The 17,032-nt window shown below is 38.3% G+C and carries 12 protein-coding genes; 2 read left to right on the forward strand and 10 right to left on the reverse strand.

Going from position 1 to position 17,032, the window contains the following annotated elements; translation table 11 throughout:
* The first annotated feature begins 522 nt into the window (after positions 1–522).
* Complete coding sequence (gene purU / locus CPS_RS16180) at positions 523–1,392, forward strand: formyltetrahydrofolate deformylase (protein ID WP_420794797.1); 870 nt, start codon at positions 523–525, stop codon at positions 1,390–1,392.
* Positions 1,393–1,565: 173 nt separating this feature from the next.
* Here the strand turns inward: purU and CPS_RS16185 are convergent, their stop codons facing one another.
* The 5 genes from CPS_RS16185 to rppH form a co-directional block, all read right to left on the reverse strand.
* Positions 1,566–2,417 (reverse strand): thymidylate synthase, encoded by an 852-nt coding sequence (locus tag CPS_RS16185; RefSeq protein WP_011044375.1) that lies wholly within the window; start codon positions 2,415–2,417, stop codon positions 1,566–1,568.
* A complete protein-coding gene (lgt, locus tag CPS_RS16190; protein WP_011044376.1) occupies positions 2,417–3,289 on the reverse strand; it encodes a prolipoprotein diacylglyceryl transferase in 873 nt (290 codons plus the stop codon). The genes CPS_RS16185 and lgt overlap by 1 nt, the downstream gene beginning before the upstream one ends.
* Before the next feature lie 222 nt (positions 3,290–3,511).
* The gene (locus CPS_RS16195) at positions 3,512–4,306 is read right to left on the reverse strand and encodes a sulfite exporter TauE/SafE family protein (RefSeq protein WP_011044377.1); all 795 of its coding nucleotides are present in this window, start codon (positions 4,304–4,306) and stop codon (positions 3,512–3,514) included.
* Positions 4,307–4,390: 84 nt separating this feature from the next.
* On the reverse strand, positions 4,391–6,745 hold the full coding sequence (gene ptsP, locus CPS_RS16200) for a phosphoenolpyruvate--protein phosphotransferase (protein WP_011044378.1): 2,355 nt from the start codon (positions 6,743–6,745) through the stop codon (positions 4,391–4,393).
* Between the two features lie 151 nt (positions 6,746–6,896).
* Positions 6,897–7,412, reverse strand: a complete 516-nt coding sequence (gene rppH / locus CPS_RS16205; protein ID WP_011044379.1) for an RNA pyrophosphohydrolase — start codon at positions 7,410–7,412, stop codon at positions 6,897–6,899.
* 151 nt (positions 7,413–7,563) lie between these two features.
* Between rppH and mutH the strand changes: the two genes are divergently transcribed.
* Positions 7,564–8,232 carry a DNA mismatch repair endonuclease MutH gene (gene mutH, locus CPS_RS16210; protein WP_011044380.1) on the forward strand — a complete coding sequence of 223 codons (669 nt, stop codon included), beginning with the start codon at positions 7,564–7,566 and terminating at the stop codon, positions 8,230–8,232.
* 21 nt (positions 8,233–8,253) lie between these two features.
* Here the strand turns inward: mutH and CPS_RS16215 are convergent, their stop codons facing one another.
* The 5 genes from CPS_RS16215 to CPS_RS22970 all read right to left on the reverse strand — a co-directional run bounded on the left by CPS_RS16215 (position 8,254) and on the right by CPS_RS22970 (position 16,969).
* A complete protein-coding gene (locus CPS_RS16215; protein ID WP_011044381.1) occupies positions 8,254–9,177 on the reverse strand; it encodes a D-hexose-6-phosphate mutarotase in 924 nt (307 codons plus the stop codon).
* Positions 9,178–9,324: 147 nt separating this feature from the next.
* Positions 9,325–11,532, reverse strand: a complete 2,208-nt coding sequence (locus CPS_RS16220) for a patatin-like phospholipase family protein (protein ID WP_011044382.1) — start codon at positions 11,530–11,532, stop codon at positions 9,325–9,327.
* A gap of 244 nt (positions 11,533–11,776) precedes the next feature.
* Positions 11,777–13,069: an amidohydrolase family protein gene (locus CPS_RS16225; protein WP_011044383.1), complete on the reverse strand. Its 1,293-nt coding sequence runs from the start codon at positions 13,067–13,069 to the stop codon at positions 11,777–11,779.
* An 8-nt stretch (positions 13,070–13,077) separates the two neighbouring features.
* A complete protein-coding gene (locus CPS_RS16230; RefSeq protein WP_138140390.1) occupies positions 13,078–14,523 on the reverse strand; it encodes an amidohydrolase in 1,446 nt (481 codons plus the stop codon).
* A gap of 250 nt (positions 14,524–14,773) precedes the next feature.
* Positions 14,774–16,969: a bacteriohemerythrin gene (locus CPS_RS22970; RefSeq protein ID WP_049757910.1), complete on the reverse strand. Its 2,196-nt coding sequence runs from the start codon at positions 16,967–16,969 to the stop codon at positions 14,774–14,776.
* Positions 16,970–17,032: the final 63 nt, after the last annotated feature.

Below are 17,032 nucleotides of genomic sequence, written 5' to 3' on the forward strand. Positions count from 1 at the left end.
TCATACAGGTGTTTAATTAAATCGATTCAACCAGAGTTCACCTAAAACAACAAGTGTTTATTTTTTCTGCTGTGAAATATAAATGATAAATAACAAATAATGGAGGTGTTTTGAACAGTGTTTTTTTATATCAACTCAACAGTAGCAGTGATACGTTTCTAGAAGGTTTTGGATGAATATGTCCAAACTCAAGCACAAATTAACTGACTATAATCTGCATAGACAGTTTCCTAGTAAAAATTGTTAAAACTATCTTCGTTAAGGCTATTAATCACATTTTCGTCTAGGTGAAGATACGTTATAATGAGTTGTTCACATTAGTTTTTTTGACTATATTTGGTTATGGATCCGCAAGGCAGTCAATAATACGGGTTAACCATTATTTACATAACACCAACAGCCCCTTAAGCCTTTTTTCAACCACTTAAGGGAATAAATACCGACAATAATAAAGCCGCTCAAATTTGAATTTATCAGACTCAGCGCTTTTAAAATTAAAATAGAGGATCGAAAATGTCCGATATCAAACCAGTATCGCAAACCCACGTTATCACCGCAAGCTGCCCTAGCCAGCCTGGAACGGTTGATGTTGTTACCCGTTTTTTGTTTGAACAAGGCTTTTATATTAATGAAATTCATTCGTTCGATGATACCGATCAAGATCGTTTCTTCATCCGTATAGAGTTTAGAGCCGATACAGCAACAAACTTTAATAGAGATGACTTTTGCCAACAGTTCGGTGAACGGGCAAGTGAATTTGAAATGAAATGGGAACTGGCGTCGAGTCCTTATAAATCTAAAGTTGTGATCATGGTGTCGAAGCACGATCATTGTCTTAATGACTTATTATATCGTTATCGCACTGGTGATCTTAATATTGAAATTCCAGCAATTATTTCTAATCATCCTGATTTAGAAGATCTGGCCAAATGGCATGATATTCCTTATTACCATCTACCTATCACTAAAGAAACTAAACCAGAACAAGAAGCTAAAGTTTTTCAGATCATTCAAGATTCTGAAGCAGATTTAGTGGTATTAGCACGTTACATGCAAGTACTCTCTAGTGATATGTGTAAAAAACTGTCCGGTAAAGCGATTAATATTCACCACTCGTTATTACCTGGTTTTAAGGGCGCTAGACCTTATTATCAAGCCTATGATCGTGGTATTAAATTAGTCGGCGCTACTGCGCATTATGTCAGTGATGATCTTGATGAAGGTCCAATTATTAGCCAAGGTGTTGAAACTGTTGACCACAGTTATTACCCTCAAGATCTAGCCGCTAAAGGACGTGATATAGAATGTTTAACGCTAGCTCGCGCGGTACGCTGCCATATTGAGCATCGAATTTTCTTACACGGTAAAAAATCCGTCGTATTTGCTAAGTAACACCAAAAAATCAGGTAAAAAATTGATATTTATATCTTTAATATAAATTAAATAACAACAACTTTACTTGTTTCTGTGCTGGGTTAACGACTTTTCCTCGCACTGCAGAGAAAAAAAGGCCACTTCATAAAGTGGCCTTTTTTACATTAATAATTGACAAGTATTATTAATAACTACACTGCAAATGGATACTTAATCGCTTCATGGCATTCATAACCTTCAACTTTAAAATCATCCATAGTTACCCAGGTTTCAAGATCTTCTAACGATTTAATTTCTGGGTTAATAATAAGTTTTGGTAAAGCTAACGGTTCACGCTTGAGCTGGACTTCTTTCATCAGCGGTAACTGATCTTCATAAATATGAGCATTCACTATTTTATGATATGCCATTCCGGCTTTCTTACCCGTTATTTGAGCCATTAGCGCTAGAAAAACAAAGACTTGCACTTGGTTAAAGTTAAGCCCTAATGGAACATCACATGAACGTTGAAAGCTAGTTAAATGCAAGGTATCGCCAAGCAAAGAAAAATTATGGGTATGCATGCAAGGTCTTAAACAACCCATGTGAAACTCACCAGGATTGTAAAAGGTCATAATCTCAGCACGATCATCAATACCATCTTTAAGGTTATCAACAATTTTTTTCAGCTGGTCAATAGTTCCACCGTCTGGTTTTGCCCATGCTCGGCCTTGAATACCATATACTCGCCCCATGTCATCTTCACCTTTACGGTGAGTATTATTAAGCCAAGCATCATTTAAGTTGGCATTAGCATCCCACGTTTTCGTGCCCAATTTACGAAAATCGGCCGCACTATCATAACCACGAATATAACCAATAAATTCAGCAATGGCTGATTTAAAAAAACTTTTACGTGTGGTAATTAAAGGAAATTCGTTATTACCCACATTGTATTCTAAATCAGCATTAATCACAGTCAAACAACGTTTGCCTGTACGCTCATTTTCAACCCAAGTACCTTGGTCAATAATACGTTGACATAAATCTAAATAAGCGCGCATTAGTTATTTCCTTTTACTGTTTTTTTACCTGATTTTCCGCCAGCTGCTAGAGCTTTATCACCTTGAGCAATGGCTGATTTTTGTTGCGATAAATAGCCTAAATAGATAATAAGTATACCTGCTAAGATCATCGGGATACTCAAAATTTGGCCTTTTGAAATAAAGGAGAAATACAAACCAAGGTGCGCGTCAGGCTCACGGAAGAATTCGACAATACTTCTAAATACGCCATAACCAATTAAGAAAGTACCTGATGCTAGTCCTAGGCTGCGTGTTTTACGGCTAATAATATATAAGATAGCAAAGAGCACGACCCCTTCTAAAGCAAACTCATACAATTGCGATGGATGACGTGGCACTTGTAATGGATCGGTTGGAAAGACCATAGCCCAAGAAACATCGGTTTGACGTCCCCAAAGTTCAGCGTTAATAAAGTTACCTAAACGGCCCATTCCTAAACCAATGGGTACTAGGGGTACAACAAAATCGCCTACCGCTAAAAAGGATTTATTGGTTTTACGGGCAAAAATAAACACCGCAAGAATGACGCCCAATAACCCGCCATGGAAGGACATGCCTCCTTGCCATATTTCAAATAAATAGAGTGGATCTGATAAGAAATATTCGAATTGGTAAAATAGTACATAACCAACACGGCCACCTAGAATGACACCTAAGAATCCATAAAATAATACGTCACTAACTTGATCTCGCGTCCATAAACCGTTACTTCTATCAGCAGCCTTGTTTGCCATAAACATAGCGGCAAGAAAGCCAATTAAGTACATGGTGCCATACCAACGTAAAGATACCGGGCCAATGCTAAATATGATCGGGTCTATCACCGGAAATTGTAAAAACTTGTCTGTCATTGCTTGTCCATCTCTAAAAAGTAGAGCTTAAAGTAGAAAATTAAAAACTAAATATTACTATACCCAAGCCACTTGAAGACGCATCTTCAGGTAGTTTTGGTATATAAAGTTATATTTCTAAAATTGAGCTGTTAAATGTCGTCATAATATACGATTAAAACGAGATCTTTTATTGCGCAATATTATACGCTGTTAAACCGCAAAGTACTCACAGAAAAAACATTAACCTATCATCATTTTGATAGCGACGAAAATAAGAAAAACCGCAAAGAATTTCTTCAAGGTTTTTACCGGTAGTTTACTCGCGTATTTAACACCTATTGGCGCAAATATTGATGAACTTATTACAATGCCTAATAAAGCAGGTAAATAAAGATACCCTAAGCTCAAATCAGGAAGATTAGGTAAATTAAATCCGGTAATAATGTATCCAAGGGAGCCGAATAGCGCAACCATTACACCACAAGCGGTTGCAATGCCTATTGCGTGTCGAACCGGTACGCCAAAAAAGCTCAAGGATGGGACTAAAATAGCCCCACCGGCAATGCCCATTAAACTTGAAATGATACCCGTAATAAAGCTTAGTAATTGCAATACGTAAGTGGCGGGCAACGACCTTTCTTTGGAGGCGTTTATTGAGAGCAACATATAAGCGGCGAGTAAAATAACGACGAAAGAGAAAAATCTCGTTAATGCTTCACTCGAAAGTGAATCAGCAATAAAAGCTCCTACCAATGCCCCTACTGCAACTAAGATCATTAACTGTTTTGCCAACTGCCACGGAATATTGCTTTTTCGATGATGAGCATAGGCAGCACTGGTTGAGGTGATAACAATCGCCCCTAAAGAAGTGCCTAACGCCATGGGCATAACCACATCGCTACTAACGCCCACCATAGGAAGTAAATACACCAAGGCAGGTACTATGATGAGACCGCCGCCAATACCCAATAAGCCCGCTAAAAAACCAACAACACTACCTAAAACGATACAAGAAATTAATACTGTTAAAATCATTCTGTTTTGCGGAAAACCCGCTCCTAAATATGGAATAAAACTATGCGTGGTTGATCGTTGGTCTTTATTAGTTATGGCTATAAACTAAAAACCTGCCCGAATAAATCCACCAAGACCGAGCACTTCAAGCTGTTCGTTGAGGTAACTGTGCACTTCTTTAGCTGTAGTTAATGTTAATGTTTTATTTAAAATATTCTGTGCTTGTTCAAAAGAAATATGACGAATAACCCACTTAATACGGGGAACGTTATGGCCATTCATACTAATTTTATCAAAGCCCATCGCCAATAATAAAATGGCCCCTGCAGGTTGTGAGGCAAGTTCTCCACATAAACTAATGGGTGTTAAATATTTCGCTGATTGTTGCGCAATACTATTTAAAGCATTTAAGACTGCTGGATGAAAAGCATCATATAAATTAGCGACTTGGCTATTATTTCGATCAACAGCTAATAAGTACTGTGTTAAATCATTACTACCAACGGAAAAGAAATCAACGCGTTTAGCTAAGGCTTCCATTTGAAAAATAACAGAAGGCACTTCCAACATAATACCGATTTTGGGTCGTACTAATTTGGCAGAGACCGCCTGCGCCTTTTGCTGTGCCTGTTGTAGCGTTAAATGACCATCTTCATTCCTCGCTGACATAAGTTCTGTCGTTATATCTTTGGTCAATTCAGCTTTAAGCTCAAAAAATGCCTGATTAATTAATCTATTCGCTTCATCAATTTCTTCAACACCCGAGATCATAGGCAACATGATCTCTAAGTTATTTAATCCTTGATTTGCCCGTAACATGGCACGTACTTGTACCAGAAATATTTCAGGGTGATCTAAGGTGATTCGTATGCCGCGCCAACCAAGAAAAGGATTTTCTTCGTTAATAGGGAAATAGGGTAATGATTTGTCGCCACCAACATCCAGAGTTCGCATGGTAACGCCGTGTTTAGGAAAAACCTGTAACACTTTACGATACAGCTGAGTTTGCTCTTGCTCTGATGGAAAACAGTTACGATTCATAAAAGGTATTTCAGTACGGTATAAACCAATACCTAAAGCACCAAGTTTAGCTGAGTGTTCGAAACCAGCTGATAACCCAGCATTAAGTAATACTTCAATGGCTCTACCATCTTGGGTAATACAAGGTAATTGCGCTACTTCCATCACTTTATCGGTAAGCGCTTTTTCTTGGCTTAATAAATATTGATACTCTCGTATTAACCCTTCATCTGGGTTAATAAATAACTCACCACTATAACCATCAATGATAGCCTGTTGCTGATGCAACTGACCAAGCACTAATGCATTAACTCCCATGATGGCTGGTAAGCCTAATGAACGCGCTAAAATTGCGGCGTGAGAGTTATTAGAGCCTGTTAAAGAAATAATTCCTAACAACCCTTGGTGCTGATATTGAGCAACCAAGGATGCACTGACATCTTGTGCTAATAAAATAAATTCTTTAGGTAACTCCAGCTCTTCTTTTGCTTGTTGCTGAATATTAACCAATAAACGAGTACCTAAATCTCGAATATCACTCGCGCGCTCGCGAAAATAGCTGTCTTCAATGGCTTCAAACTGACTGATATAATGTTCAATCACTAGCTTTAATGCACTATCGGCGCGCCAACCTTTTGATATTTTAGCCGCGACTTCGTGACCTAAACTGGCTTGCTCTAACAATTGCTTATACACATCAAAAATAGCTAAGCTATCGTCATCAATAGCTTCACTTAACTGACTACTTAAAACATCAAATTCTATACGCGTTTTTTCAACGGCTTGCTCAAAGCGCAATAACTGTTTTTGGCTGTCTGGAGATTTTTTTAATGAGACCGCAGCAAGATCCGCTTGCGGCTGGCAGACAATAATTTCACTTAGGGCAATGCCGGGAGCACCAGCAATACCATGTAGCTGTTTTACGCCTTGATTTTTTTGCTGTTGGTGACTTAATAAATTTTTAACTTCAGCATTTGCTAAAGCACTGGCAAGTTGCGCCGACAGTGTCACTAAAAAAGCTTCATCATTTTCAGTATAATGACGAGACTCTTTTTGCTGAATAGCTAAAATACCAAGCACTTTACGTTGGTGAATAATGGGTGTGCCTAAAAAGGCATTAAAATCATCTTCTTCTACTTCTGGCGCATGCATATAGTCTTGATGCTGCTGAGCATCAGCAATATTTAACGGCTCTTCTCGCTGGCCCACTAAACCGACTAATCCTTCAGAGAAACCGATACTCGTTTCCCCTACTGACGTTTTAGCCAAACCATCAGACGCCATTAATAAAAAATGTTGTTGGTGATAATCAGCGAGATAAATTGAACAACAATCTGTTTTCATCGCTTTCTTTACATTGTAAACCATACGTTCAAGCGCATTTTGCAGTTCAGCTTCTTGACTAAACTCTAATACTATTCGACGCAAGGTAGTTAACATTTAATTCCTCTGTAATTCGATACGGGCCAATAAGATCGTTCGAACGAACTAATTAGTGGTTACTGTAGAGTGAAAGTTTATAAAAAAATAGCCCACAATAAAGTGGGCTATTAGGATTTACAATCATAGTAATAATTAGGTGTTATTGTTATTAAGCCCTACGTTTACGGCGATCAGGTCGCCTTTCATACGTAAGAGGTAAAGCAAAATTAGCAAATTCTTTCATGACCATTCGATAAACATCTCGTTTAAAAGATACTACCTGTCTGACTGGATACCAATAACTTACCCATCGCCAGTCATCAAATTCAGGATGCGAGCTATGAAGTAAATCAACTGATGACTCAGCTGCAGTGAGCTTTAATAAAAACCACTTTTGCTTTTGACCAATACAAACGGGTTTAGAGTCATGCCTAATATAACGTTTTGGTAATTTATATTTTAGCCAATGCTTAGTTGAAGCAACAATTTTCACGTGTTCAGGTTTTAAACCAACTTCCTCATGTAGTTCTCGATACATGGTTTGTTCAGCAGTCTCACCTTCATCAACTCCACCTTGTGGATATTGCCATGAATGTTGTCCATACCGCCTTGCCCAAAATACTTGTCCCATGTCATTAATTATTACTATGCCGACGTTGGCGCGATAGCCTTCGGCATCGATCACAGGAACTCCTGACAATATATAAAATACTTGCCTCAATTCAACCATATTAACGTCAGTGGAGCAAATGATTACTTTAATTTTTTTAGTAAATCTATGATAATAGTCACTAACCTTAGTAAGAAAATATTTCCTGGTTAATGTCGTTTCTTTTATGAACATACCCTCTTCTGAACAAGCACTCATGCACAACGCCCAAAATTTAGCTGGTTTAACGTTAGGTGACTTGGCTAAGCAAGCGGGTATTGTCATTCCAAAAGACTTAACCCGTAATAAAGGTTGGATCGGTTTATTACTGGAGCATGTTTTAGGTGCTAGCGCAGGCTCTAGGCCTGAGCCTGACTTCCCCCACTTAGGCATAGAGTTAAAATCATTGCCTATTAATGAGCAAGCTAAACCACTTGAGACAACCTTTGTCAGTGTTGCGCCCTTAACAGGCCTTGTCGGTGTAAATTGGCATAATTGCTATGTACGCAAAAAATTAGCACGAGTATTATGGGTGCCAGTGATCTCGCCTAAAGATGTACCAATTAGTGAGCGTATAGTGGGCACACCTTTTTTGTGGTCACCTAACGCTGAAGAAGAAGCCTTATTAGCTCAGGACTGGCAAGAACTCACCGATATGATTGTACTCGGTGAAGTAGAGAATATTCATGGTAAGCATGGACAAGTAATGCAGCTGAGACCCAAAGCGGCTAACAACAAAGCAAGAACCCAAGCATTCGATCGTAATGGTAAACCTTTTATGACCTTACCCCGTGGTTTTTACCTTAAGATTAACTTCACGCAAGGTTTACTACATCGTTATTTGCGTATCAATTAATATTGGATGATCTTTTTAGTATTAACAGTTAGTGACAGTTATTTCTTGTGAAATAACAACCGTTTCACCCGCTGGTATTATTTGCCAGCTAGTATTTGCTGCTTCTAAACAAACATACTCTTGCTCACCTTGAGGGTGAATATCTGCCATAGTGTTTGCTAGTTCCGTACCGGGATTCCACAATACCCATTGCTGACAATTACTGCTTATTATGTCAATTTTACGCTGCCAATGATTATCAATAACCGTCATTTTTTCACTGCTATGATATTCACGATCTATTTCACCAACACAACTTACAGCCTCTTGTTGAGTACTTGAATTGCCCGTGAGTTTGTCACTATAACGAACTCCTGTTAAGGCATCGATACTCACATTGCCTGGATTACTGACCGTAAAGTAGCTATGTAGGGCAGCAGAGTATTGTGCATCCTCTAAAGAGTCATTGCTCATCGTCAGTGTTTGTTTAAGGTTTTTACCAAAAAATAAGGTTTGCGTTAAGGTATACGCATTAGGCCAGAGCGGGTGTTGCTTATCACCACTTAACACTAAAACTAAAGTAACACCGCTCTCATCAGCATTAATGCTTGTTATGTGCCATGGCAATTGACGAGCAAAACCATGATTCACTGGTTTTAATGCTGTGTTTGGATTTTCTGTGAGATATTGACTTTGTTTATCATTAGCACCAAACCAAGGCCAGCACAAAGGGATACCACCACGAATAGCTTTACCCATTTGATAACTAGCTTGTTCACTTAACCACAAAACATCCCTATGACCACTGGGTTTAAAGCTTAAGACTTGCCCACCGTATAAACTTACCTTTGCTTGGCAATAGGCATGAGAAATATTAAGTCCCTCAAACCGCTCTTCACCACTTTCTTGGTTTAGTGTAATTGAAGTAACTTGAGCAAAATCATTATTTAGTGGTATTTTTGTCATGGCGTAAACTAATATGGTTAGGTTATGAAACGGTAAATTCTATAAGCAGTTAAATTCTATAAAAAGAAGAGGTTGTTTGATAGCATAAAATGTTACCTCTCTGCTTTTACTTGATAACAAGCCGTATAAAAATATTCACCTTTATCACTACCAGTTTTTACCTATTGATAAGAAGAATGAATGTTCTCCACTTGTCGCAAAGCCCATCCCTAAAACTGCAGGCCCAAAACTGGTATCTGTACCTAGGTAAATACTGCCTGAACTGATTAAATCATTATACCTAATCCTGTCTTCTCCCCCCCAAACATTCCCGGCTTCTAAACTTGTGCCTAAATAAATAGGTAAGCCTGAGCCACCGGGTATTTCACGACCTAAATCATATTGATAAACAACTGCAGCAAAGACTTTATGTACGCCAATTAGCGCATCTTCTTGGTAACCTGAAAGGTTTAGAAATCCACCTAATTCAGTTACATGGACACTAAAGTCGCTTTCATTGTCGATAGTGGCAAAAGAGGCTATTCCAACAAAAGTATGACCTCTAATCCCTATAGCGCCTCGCCAATCAAGGGCAAAGGTAGTCGCAGTATCTTTTTCTACATCACTTAATTGAGGTGAATATTCATCTTTTAACCACTTCACTTCAATTAATAATTTATTACCATTGGTGGGGAAATTAATACTATCTAGGGTATCGTAACCAAACGTTATAAAACTCCCGTAACTGTCATAATCAAAATCATCAGTACCTGGTTTATCAAGAGAAAGATCACCTGTTTCAGCAATAACGCCTAACTCAATAATCCCTTTAAAAGAATAATCATAGCCCAATGCTAGTGTCGCTTGATAATACTCATTTCTGAGCTCTTCACGAAAACTTGTTTTCTCCCACTTATCTTGGGCAAAAGAGACTCTTGCTCTACTATATATATCATGACTGTGATCAAGCGGTTGATAGAACTCACTCGCGAGTAAACTTTCCCACCCCAATTCAAGCTCGTTTAACCAACGTCCACCATTCATCGAAACATTTGTCATCAAATAAGACATATTGATTGACGTAATAGACTGATCAGAGAAATCTGTTTTTAAGTTAAAGCCAAAATCAAAATAATTTGGCCCCCAAGACTTAGCTTGCGTAGTTAAGGTGATAATTCGTCCTTCTGGCGAATCATCAAATTCAACGGTGACTTGTTCAAATTTATCTAACGCATAGACTCTATTTATAGCTAAATCTAAGGCTTCTTTAGTGAGCTTTTTTCCTAGTTCAACCGCAAAAACTTTCTCTATTATGTCGTTTTCTACTTTAGAGTTATTGTTAATTTTAATTTTAGTAATATGTCTGGGTAAAGCATCAAACCATTTTTTTGCCTTCAGCTTTTTTTGATTTTTATAGGCTTGATAATCAACATCACTGATTGCTAATTTCATCAACGCTTGTGATTGTGCCTGTGCTTCCTGCTCACCTAACTTCAAAGCTTCAGGCATAACAGACCAGTCAGTGGTACTTAATTTATCGATAGCGGGACGCAACAAAATATCTTTATCAGTAAGTAACGCCTTTTGCGCCAAACTGGTATTGTTGGTGAGAATTGTAGATAGCTGATTGAGTACAGATACCGTACTGGTTAGCTCACTTTGTTCAGCGAGCGGCGAACCTATATCAATAGCAATAACAATATCGGCGCCCATTGCTTTGATTACATCAATTGGCATGTTATTGGTGATGCCGCCATCAACTAGCGTTTTACCATCAATTTCAACGGCTGCTACAATACCTGGTACCGCTGCTGATGCTTTCATAGCCTCATTAATGCTGCCAGAATCGAGAACGACCATTTTTGCTGTGGCGATATCAGAAGCAACAGCGCGATAAGGGATTGCCAAATCATCAAAACTGTCAAAAGAGCGAACAGTATCCGTTGAACGCTGTAGAATTTGGTAAGCACTCTGACCTAACAACAACCCATGTGGAACTTTAAATTCACCATCGCTATAACCTAATCGTATTGATATGTTATACCTATCTCTATGCTGTTTTTTATCATAAGCCAATGATTCTCTGGGTATAAAGTCTGAATAGCTCTCATCCCAAGGCATGCCAAGCATAATGGCTTCAATTTCACTCACTTCATAACCTAACGCGTACATTCCACCAACATAGGCGCCAATACTCGTACCGACCACATAATCGATAGGAATATTATGCTGTTCGAGTACTTTAAGTACGCCAATATGGGCTGAGCCTTTAGCACCGCCACCACTTAACACCAGACCAATCTTGTCTCTAGAGTGGGCCGAAAAAGCCAAAGTAGTAAGTTGAAGTATTAAAAATAAAGTAATAATGAAACGCATGATAGTTGCTTATAAAAGAGTTAGTTAAGTATGAGAATTACTCCAATGATAGAGAATGGAGGTTAAAATACAAGTTTATTCTCTTGATGCCATGTCCTGATTGCGAAGCGCTAGGTGATCAGTGTGGTTATTTCAATCATTGAAGCGATTAAAATAAAAAATCCTGGATTTTAAATGCTTCTTAAAATACAGGATTTATTTAATCGTACATAAACTTTTTGTGAATGATTACACGCTTAATAAATCATTTAGTGTACGCACGTGGCATATCCGTTTCGACAATGTAACGCTGGCGTAATGCATCTTGACGTGATTTTAATGACATGGCTTGACCGTTAATCCACATAGCATCCACTTTGGTGCTTATTTCAAAAGGGTCACTACTCCATAAAACTAAATCAGCATTTTTACCAACCGCAATACGACCAGAGTTTAAGTTAAAACTATCGGCAACATTAGCTGTAACGGCTGCTAAAGCAGTAGTTGCAGCGACACCATTGGCAACCGCCACACCCGCATCAAAACGTAATTGATTAATATTATAGCTTTCACCACTATTACTGATAATCACCTTCACACCAGCATCAGTCAGTTTAGCAACGTTAGTAAGTGAGTTATGCAAGGAGTCAAAACTGCTAGGTAAATTATCGATAGCACTCATCATCACAACAACATTGGCTTTAGCTATTTCATCGCTAACTAATACCGCATCACTGGCGCCAGCGAGTATCAAATTAAGGTTAAACTTCTGTTTTAACTTAAGTAAAGCTAAGATATCAGTCGCCCTATCAGCATAAGCAATTAAAGGCTTATCTCCCGATAATAGCTCATTTAGAACCAGCTCAGATCGTGATGGTGTTTCGGCTTCTTTTTCTTCTTTCTCTTTTTTACTGCTAGCTTTAACTTTTTCTGCTTTAGCTAACGCTTTTTGCGCATCTTCAAGTTCATTGCTTAACGTTTGAAGTTTTGTTGCCCGAGAGCCTTTGCCCGAAGCACCCAGCGAAACGATCACGGCATTTTGTGGCATGATCACACTGTCAAAGTCTCCTGATAAGTTAACAACGAAGCTTTGGCCCGTAATAACATCTTCACCACCATAGGGCATAACTAAACTACTGGTAATACCGCCCTTTCGAGCATAGGCGATTAACGTAGATTTAGGGTTAAACGCTAAACTGGCATCAAAAGTAATATCAGCATCTTTATCCGAGCTATCGCGAGTATCGGACACTGCACCGACTTCCACTAAACCAAGTAAGTTATGCGTTGCAATAAAACCAGGCGTTAGAATACGTTCTTTAGCATCGATAATAGTGTCCGCACTAAGCGATTCAGGCACTTCATCTTTACCATATACGGCGGTAATTTTTCCTTCATCGACCATAACGGTTGCTTGAAATAAAACACCTTTTTTAGCTACGGTATAAACAGTAGCATTGGTAATTGCGATTGATTCAGCCTGAACAACACTAGTTGTTACAGTAAGTGCGCCAAGCAAAACATAGCGCAATGAAGTAAGTAATTGAGTATTTTTCATTGTGATTCCTATTTTTTATTTGCTGGCTTAATTGCCGGATGAGTTGCCGGATTAGTAGCTGATTTTTTTTCTAATTGAGTAACCACTTTACTCACGTGATTATCTAGCTGTTGACCAAGTAAAAAGTCACTTTTAGCTTGGTATTTATCATCAAAACGATCATAAACTTTAGCACCATCAATAAACACTTGTTCAGCTTGGGCATAAACACTAAATGGGTTCATATTCCAAACCACAACATCAGCATTCTTGCCAGCTTCTAGGCTACCTACTTCATCGTTAATACCTAAAGATTTGGCTGCATTAGCGGTAATCCACTTTATGGCATCTTCTTCTTTTAAGGCAAAACCATTTTCATTGGCGCGGTACATCACTTTCGCCGCTTCTTGGTTTAAACGCTGAATAGTTGTTGCTGAATCTGAATGAACAACAGCACAAGAATTTTTAACGGCATCAACAATGGCAACATTTTCTTCAACCATGTCATAGGCTTCCATTTTGAATCCCCACCAATCTGGCCACATAGCAGCACAGTTACCATTAGCCGCTAATAAATCGGCGACTTTGTAACCTTCAATTGCATGATGAAAGGTACCTGAGTGATAATTAAATTCATTACCAAGATCAATCATTACCGCCATTTCTTCCGCTTTATAACAATGGTTATGAATTAAAATTTCGCCGTCTAAAACGCCCATTAAGGTATCGAGTGCTAAATCACGTTTAGGTGCATCAGGATTTTTCCCTGCACTGTAGTCACTGTCATATTTATCCCAATCACGTTTGTATTCTGTAGCGGCAAGCCAAGCGCTGCGGTAACCAGCAACATTACCCATTCGCGTTGAAGGTAAAACTTTTCGACTCCCATAAACACGTTTAGGGTTTTCACCACACGCCATTTTCAAGCCGTAAGGCGCACCCGAGAACTTCATGCCTTGCATAGTTTCACTCGGTACGTTGCGTAATGTAACGCCGCGACCACCAAATAAATTAGCTGAACCAGGTAAAATCTGTAAGCTTGTTATACCGCCAGCACGCGCTGCTTGAAAAGCAGGATCTTGTGGCCAAACACTATGTTCAGCCCATACTTCTGACGTATTAGGAGACGTCATCTCATTACCATCGGAGTGTGACTCTACTTCTGGATTAGGATAAACGCCTAAATGAGAATGAACATCAATAATGCCTGGCGTGATCCATTTACCTTTCATATCAATAACAGTGGCCTGCTCTACTGACAAATTATTGCCCACCTGAGTGACCTTGCCATTAACTAACAAAATATCCCCATTATTGATACGCTCACCGGTACCGGTTAAAATTGTGGCATTAGTTAATAAAGTACTTTCACTAGGTAATGCTTGATAGGTGCTCGGGTAAGGATTTTTATTGATAACTACTTTTGCATCTTGTTTTTCATTGGGTAAACAAGCCGTTAAGCCCAACGATAGCATAGTGGTGGTGAGCAGAGTAAACGTAGTTTTTTTACTAATAAATTGACTAATAGGCTGACTAATAGGTTTCTGAATTGGCTTATTATATGAATCTAAGGTAACTAAATTACGCGGTAATGACGTTTTAAGCATTGTAATTCCTGTAACGAAAAATAATGCCTAACACCATAAATTTATTTTGATAAAACAACAAGGTAATGACGATAAGTAGTCACTTATCTACGTTTATTTACATATATACGTTAATTGATCACTGTTGAGCAACGACAACCTTATTTCTGCCACTATTTTTTGCTTGATAGAGAGATTTATCCGCATGGGCTACAAAAGTTTCAGCATTGGTAAAATATTCACTTTGCCACTGACTCACCCCAATGCTAACCGTTACAGATATTTGATTATTGGCAATATTTAATTCAAGTTTTGCTATTTTTTGGCGTAAACGTTCAGCAAACTTTTGGGCATTGACCAACTGAGTATTTGGCATAATAATCACGAACTCTTCACCACCAATACGGGCAACAACGTCACTACTTCGAACTGCTTCAACGCACGTTTGATAGAACATTACCAAGACCTCATCTCCTACACCATGACCATAACGGTCATTGACACTTTTGAAGTGATCAATATCTAACAGCATAATAGATAATGGGCTGCCATGGTTATTAACATTGGCTATTTCTTGATCAAGTACCTCGTTAAAGTGGTGGCGATTAACAGCACCGGTTAAAGCATCAGTCAAGGCTAGTTGCTGAAAATGATCCTGTTGAGACTTTCGGTATTTAATCTCTTTCTGCTGCTGACTGACTGTCGCTTTATACACATCACCTTGAAGCAATTTCCGGCGAAGCTTTTCAAAAGCTAATTGCATAGATCCAATTTCATCTTTGCTATCAATATGGTTAAAGTGAATGTTATTCTGCCCTTCAGACATATCATTTAATGCGTAGGTGAGTTTTCTTACTGGGCTAATAATGCTGTAATTAAGCACTAACGCAAAGAATATAGCCACCAACAAAAATATCAACATGGCAAGAATGATCAAATAACCTTCTTTTTTCAATTTTTGACTTTCAATGTATATTTGCCCATCAAATTCGTTAATGAGTCTTTGAACCACGCTATTTAAATTATCGACTTTTGCTGACATCACCTTGAACCATCTTGCGGCTCTGACATCTTTATCTTCAAACTGCATTGTTTCTAGATAAGAAGACTCTAAGTGTTGTCGCAGCGCAAAAGCATCACAATAGTGGCCACAGATTGACTTTTGAGCTGAATTTGCTGCATTTTTAAATATGAGCAAGGTATTTAATTGTTTTCCTATCAATAAACTAACTTCAACATTTCCATAAATATTTTCTTGATGGTTTTCAGCCATTTTCATACCAATAGCACGGATTTGCCCCATAAACTCTTTATAACGTAGTATGGCATTAATGGCTGAAATATCATTGGCGTGACTTGAGCCTATTTCTATATGGACCAAATGGTCAGATACCGACAGAAGTTGTCCAATTAATTGGGTATAAGCATGATAAGTTTCTTCAAAACCAACAATTTTCTGGTCTAAATGCATTCTGTGACGCGACAAGTTCGCTACTATTTCCTGAAAATTAGTCATATAACGACTAACACTTACTTTTATTTCTTGGTTAGCAGACTGCTCTAGTAACCATAAAAAGTATTGGATTTTAGCATCTGTACTTTTTCGGCGTTGTCTTAGTTGTTTAGCAAAACTTCTATAGTTTGAACTGGTGTAACCGGTAGATAAACCTCGCTCGGCTTGTAATGAGTGACTAATACCATTGACTTGCTCGATAACAGAATTAAGACCTAATACCTTAGAAATACTGTCATAGCGTTGGTAGTTGTCTTTAAGTATAAAGAAACAAAGTAGTAACACTGCTGCAACAGGCAGTAGTGTTGTGATTAAAACTCGGTGGCTTAAAATAAGACAGTGAGACAGTTTTATGGAGAAAAATCTTAACCAAGGGTGTTTGGCTTTTTTATCTTTTTCATAACGACTGAACTCTTGAAAGCAATGTATGGCAGGTACATAGTCTAGATCTTCTTCTAAAATATGCTTTATTAACCATTGCTGTAAAAATAAGATAATTTTATCTTTTACTGCCTCAGATTCCGTAACCTTGGCAAACCACTGCTCTTTCAACTGTGGTATTTTTTTAATAAACGCTTGGTGACTCAATTTATGAGCCTCAAGCTGCTTATAGTCAATTTTAGCTAGTAAGGCTTCTTCTCGAGCAAAGTGTGATAGGCAATAACCTTCAAGTCTTTCAAAAATAACATCAATATCATCCTGTCCAAGCTTTTCATTTTTGGCAGACATCAATTGCGCTAAAATGGCAATGAGCTTTTTATGGTCGTTATCTAGGCTATCAATGCCGACACTCATTCCCTCGTCCCAAACTAGCTCTGCCATAAAATCTTAAACTTCCCTTTAATTACACTTCACTGTAGTAAAACAGTAGCTTGTATATTTATT

The organism is Colwellia psychrerythraea 34H, from assembly GCF_000012325.1.
GTDB classification, from domain to species: domain Bacteria; phylum Pseudomonadota; class Gammaproteobacteria; order Enterobacterales; family Alteromonadaceae; genus Colwellia; species Colwellia psychrerythraea_A.